At 75.1% G+C, this 3,246-nt stretch carries 4 protein-coding genes and 1 pseudogene; 1 reads left to right on the forward strand and 4 read right to left on the reverse strand.

Annotated elements, in window-relative coordinates:
- Positions 1-1,055 (forward strand): annotated as a pseudogene (locus tag ABYE80_RS18905) (hypothetical protein); the annotation flags it as partial.
- Between the two features lie 10 nt (positions 1,056-1,065).
- On the opposite strand, the gene ABYE80_RS18910 reads toward ABYE80_RS18905, so the two are convergent.
- From ABYE80_RS18910 to ABYE80_RS18925, 4 genes are all read right to left on the reverse strand, one after another.
- Complete coding sequence (locus ABYE80_RS18910) at positions 1,066-1,440, reverse strand: hypothetical protein (RefSeq protein ID WP_372791867.1); 375 nt, start codon at positions 1,438-1,440, stop codon at positions 1,066-1,068.
- 34 nt (positions 1,441-1,474) lie between these two features.
- Positions 1,475-2,341, reverse strand: coding sequence for a hypothetical protein (locus ABYE80_RS18915; protein WP_372791868.1), 867 nt, complete (start codon positions 2,339-2,341; stop codon positions 1,475-1,477).
- A complete protein-coding gene (locus ABYE80_RS18920) occupies positions 2,338-2,565 on the reverse strand; it encodes a hypothetical protein (RefSeq protein WP_372791869.1) in 228 nt (75 codons plus the stop codon). Before ABYE80_RS18920 ends, ABYE80_RS18915 begins: the two co-directional genes overlap by 4 nt.
- A gap of 47 nt (positions 2,566-2,612) precedes the next feature.
- Positions 2,613-3,246: VOC family protein (locus ABYE80_RS18925; RefSeq protein WP_372791870.1), on the reverse strand; the 634-nt coding region annotated here is incomplete at its 5' end.

Raw genomic sequence — 3,246 nt, forward strand, 5'->3', positions numbered from 1 at the left:
GACGCGGCGTCCAGGTGAAGGTGGGAGATGGCCAGTGCACGGACGGCGGCCCCGAGGACGAGGCCCGCGGCAGCCGTCCGGTCCGCGGCGCGGCGACCGCCTGCGGCGCGACGGGCGACGGCGTACAGCGGGACGAGGTCCTCGACGACGTCGAGATCGTCGTCGGGAGCCGGACGGCCGATGTGCTGATCGGGAACGCGAACGACAACACCCTCGCGGGCGACAGGGGCGATGACCAGCTCGAGGGCGGCGGGGGCCGGGACTCCCTCCTCGGGCAGGACGACGACGACACGCTGCTGCTGCGGGATGGCCTGATCGATCTCGGAGCGCTGTGCGGGCCCGGCACCGATCGTGTCCTGGCCGATCTCGACGACCCGGTGGACGACACCTGCGAGTTCGTCGATCGCGGGCAGAGCACCGCGCCGCCGGCCACCGGCGGGGCGACCGCGCCTGGGGCCCAGCCCGGCCCCGACCCCGCGCCGCCCGCTGCCCAGGAGGACCCGGTGCAGACCGAGGCGTCCGTCGTGACCCCGCCGCCGCCCCCGAGGGACCCACCTGCGCCGGGCTCCGGACCGGCGCCCGCTCCGACCGAGCGCCCGGTCTCCGTCGAGGCGCCCGCTCCGGCCGGATCGCCGCCGTCCGGGAGGAGGACCGGAGGCCCGGGACCCGGCGGTGGCGACGGTGGCCGGACGGCGCCGCGAGCGCGCATCGTCAGCCGGGTGGTCTCGGTGGACCGACGCGGCCGCGCACGCGTGCTCGTGACCTGCGTCTACCGGGCCAAGGCGTGCCGCGGCACCGTGACGCTCCGCGCGCGGAGGACGGCGCGCCGGGGCACGCGCCGTGTGGCGCGCGGAGCGCTCCTCGGGCGCGCTCGCGTCGAGGTGCCCTGGGGCAGGAGCAGGTCGATCGTCGTGCCACTGCGCCGGACCGCCCGCACCGTGCTCCGCGGCCGGCGCTCCAACGTGACGCTGCGGCTCGTCGCCCGCGACGCAGCCGCCGGGCCGCGCGCGAAGAGCGTCAGCCTGTCGCGCGTCGTGAGGATCCGGGTGCGGTAGCCGCGGCGGGTCAGCGTCCCAGGCGGGCTCGGACGCGCTCGAGCAGCAACGCACCACGGTCGACGCCCGTGTCGGTGACGTAGGGCTCGTCCGGTGCGGCGGGGCCGAGCGTCTCGCCGGCGCGGAACTGGTCGGCGGTGAGGTCGATCTCGATGCCGCCCGGCAGGCGGTTCCACGCGTGGCGCTCGCCGTCGATGTGCGACCCGTGGACGTCGGCCATGAGGATCTCGCCCCCGAGCAGCTCGCGCACCACGATGGAGGTCACCCCGCACTGACCGCGGGCGGCCCAGTCGGGCGTCCACTCGTCGGGGTCGTCGGAGGTGTCGCGAGCCCAGCATCCGCGGATCGCGTGCTCGAGCTCGGTCAGGGTCAGGGGCGACGGCACCCCGAGACGGTAGCGAGCGCCCGCTGCGGGCCCGTCATGCGCCGAACCGGTCGCGCAGTCCCGGCGGGACCGCGTCGCCGGCGATCTCCGCGATCCGCTGCCGCGACTGCGGCGTCATCGTCGCGGCGATCTCGACGAGCACCTCCCAGAGATCCTCGCGCGTGACCGCCGCGATGAGCCCTTCGACGCGGTGATCCTCCTGCGCGGCCGCCACGTCCCCGAGCTGTCCGCGGCGCTGCGGTGTCACGTGCGTGAACAGGTCCAGCGCCTCGACCCAGAGGTCGTGGTCGTGCGCGGCCGCGATGATCCCGTGCAGGCGCTCGGACGGCAGCAGCGCGATGACGGTGTCGAGACGGTTCTTGTCCTCCATCACGAAGCCCGTCAGGAGCATGTCGTCGTCGCCGAGCACGGCGAAGGACGCCACCACCGTCTCGTCGTCGAGGTGGCCGACGAACCGGCCCATCGTGATGTGCTCGCCACGAGCGACGAGCTCTGCGGCGACCCCGACCACGTGATCGGGCGGGATGCTGCCGATCACGTCGCTGGCCCGGCGGGGGTCCATGGCGACGGCGACGTCGGCCAGGAACGGCGTCGGCAGCCGCTTGGCCACGTCGACCGCGCTGTTCGTGTCCACGAGCCCGGCGATCCGGGCGCACAGCACGGGCCCGAACGCCCGCTGGGCGATGGTCGCCGACACCGCGCCGGGGACCAGCTTCGAGGCGCCGGCGGCCCGCCGCAACCCCTCGACGTCGGCGTCGTAGAGGACGTCGGTGACCTGCTCGCGCAGCGTCCGCAGATCCTCGGCGGGGAGCTCCGCCAGAGCCTGGAAGCGGTCGTCGTCCGTCCCGAGGAGCCGAGCGAGCTTGGCGACCTCCGCCCGGGACTCGAGCGCGACGCTCACAGGCCGATCACCTTCTTCACCGGGCCGCGCAGGAACTTCGGCACATGGCGCAGGCTGGCCTCGCCGCTGGCGGCAAGCAGGCGGGCCTGCTCCTCACGGGCCGCGGTGATCGCGGCGGCGAGATCGGCGACGACGGCGTCGTCGACCTCCCGCAGGGACGCGGGCGGGTCCGCCCCGTCGAGGGCCTCCCGCAGCGCGGCGTGGGGATCGCGGTCGTCCGGCATGGGGAGTGTCTACCGCATGCCCGGTCCCGGTGGGTGAGCGGGGCGCGTCAGCCGGTCACCCAGGCCGCCCGCGGGTCGGGCAGCGGCGTGAGGTTCGCGACGATGGCCTCGCGGTGCGGTTCGAGCTGCGGCGGCAGGATGACGACCTCGCCGAGCTTGTCGAGCGGCACGTCGACCGTGAAGCCGGGCTCGTTGTCGGAGATCTCGAACAGGACGCCGCTCGGCTCGCGGAAGTAGATGGCCTTGAAGTAGTGGCGGTCGATGATCGGGCTGACGTTCAGGCCGGCGTCCCGGACGCGCGCGAACCAGGAGGGGTGCTCGTCGACGGTCGTCCCCCAGGCCACGTGGTGCACGGTCCCGGCGCCCGCGCGCCCGGGCTGCTCCGGAGGCTGGTCGTAGGCGATGGTGGCTCCGCGGAGCTCACCGCGCAGCTCGAAGGTCTGCGCGTCGACGGTCCGGGCGCCGAGGACGCGCTCCAGCAGCGGCCGGCTGCGCTCGAGATCGCGCGCGTAGGCGCGCACGCCGTCGAAGCCGCGCAGCGCGTGCTCGTCGGGGACCTCCGGGTGGTGGGCGGCGAGCGGCTCGTCGGGGACGTCGGTGACCACGGCGAGGCCCAGTCCGAGCCCCTCGGGGTCGGCGAACCGCAGCGCCTCCCGTCCGAGCTCGTCCGTGTGACGCTGC

Source organism: Paraconexibacter sp., from assembly GCF_041602235.1.
In the GTDB taxonomy this organism is placed as follows: Bacteria; Actinomycetota; Thermoleophilia; order Solirubrobacterales; family Solirubrobacteraceae; genus Paraconexibacter.

Coding starts and splice junctions, on each gene's coding strand:
- ABYE80_RS18920 (WP_372791869.1), bottom strand. CDS start 2,565: ATGCCGGACGACCGCGATCCCCACGCCGCGCTGCGGGAGGCCCTCGAC.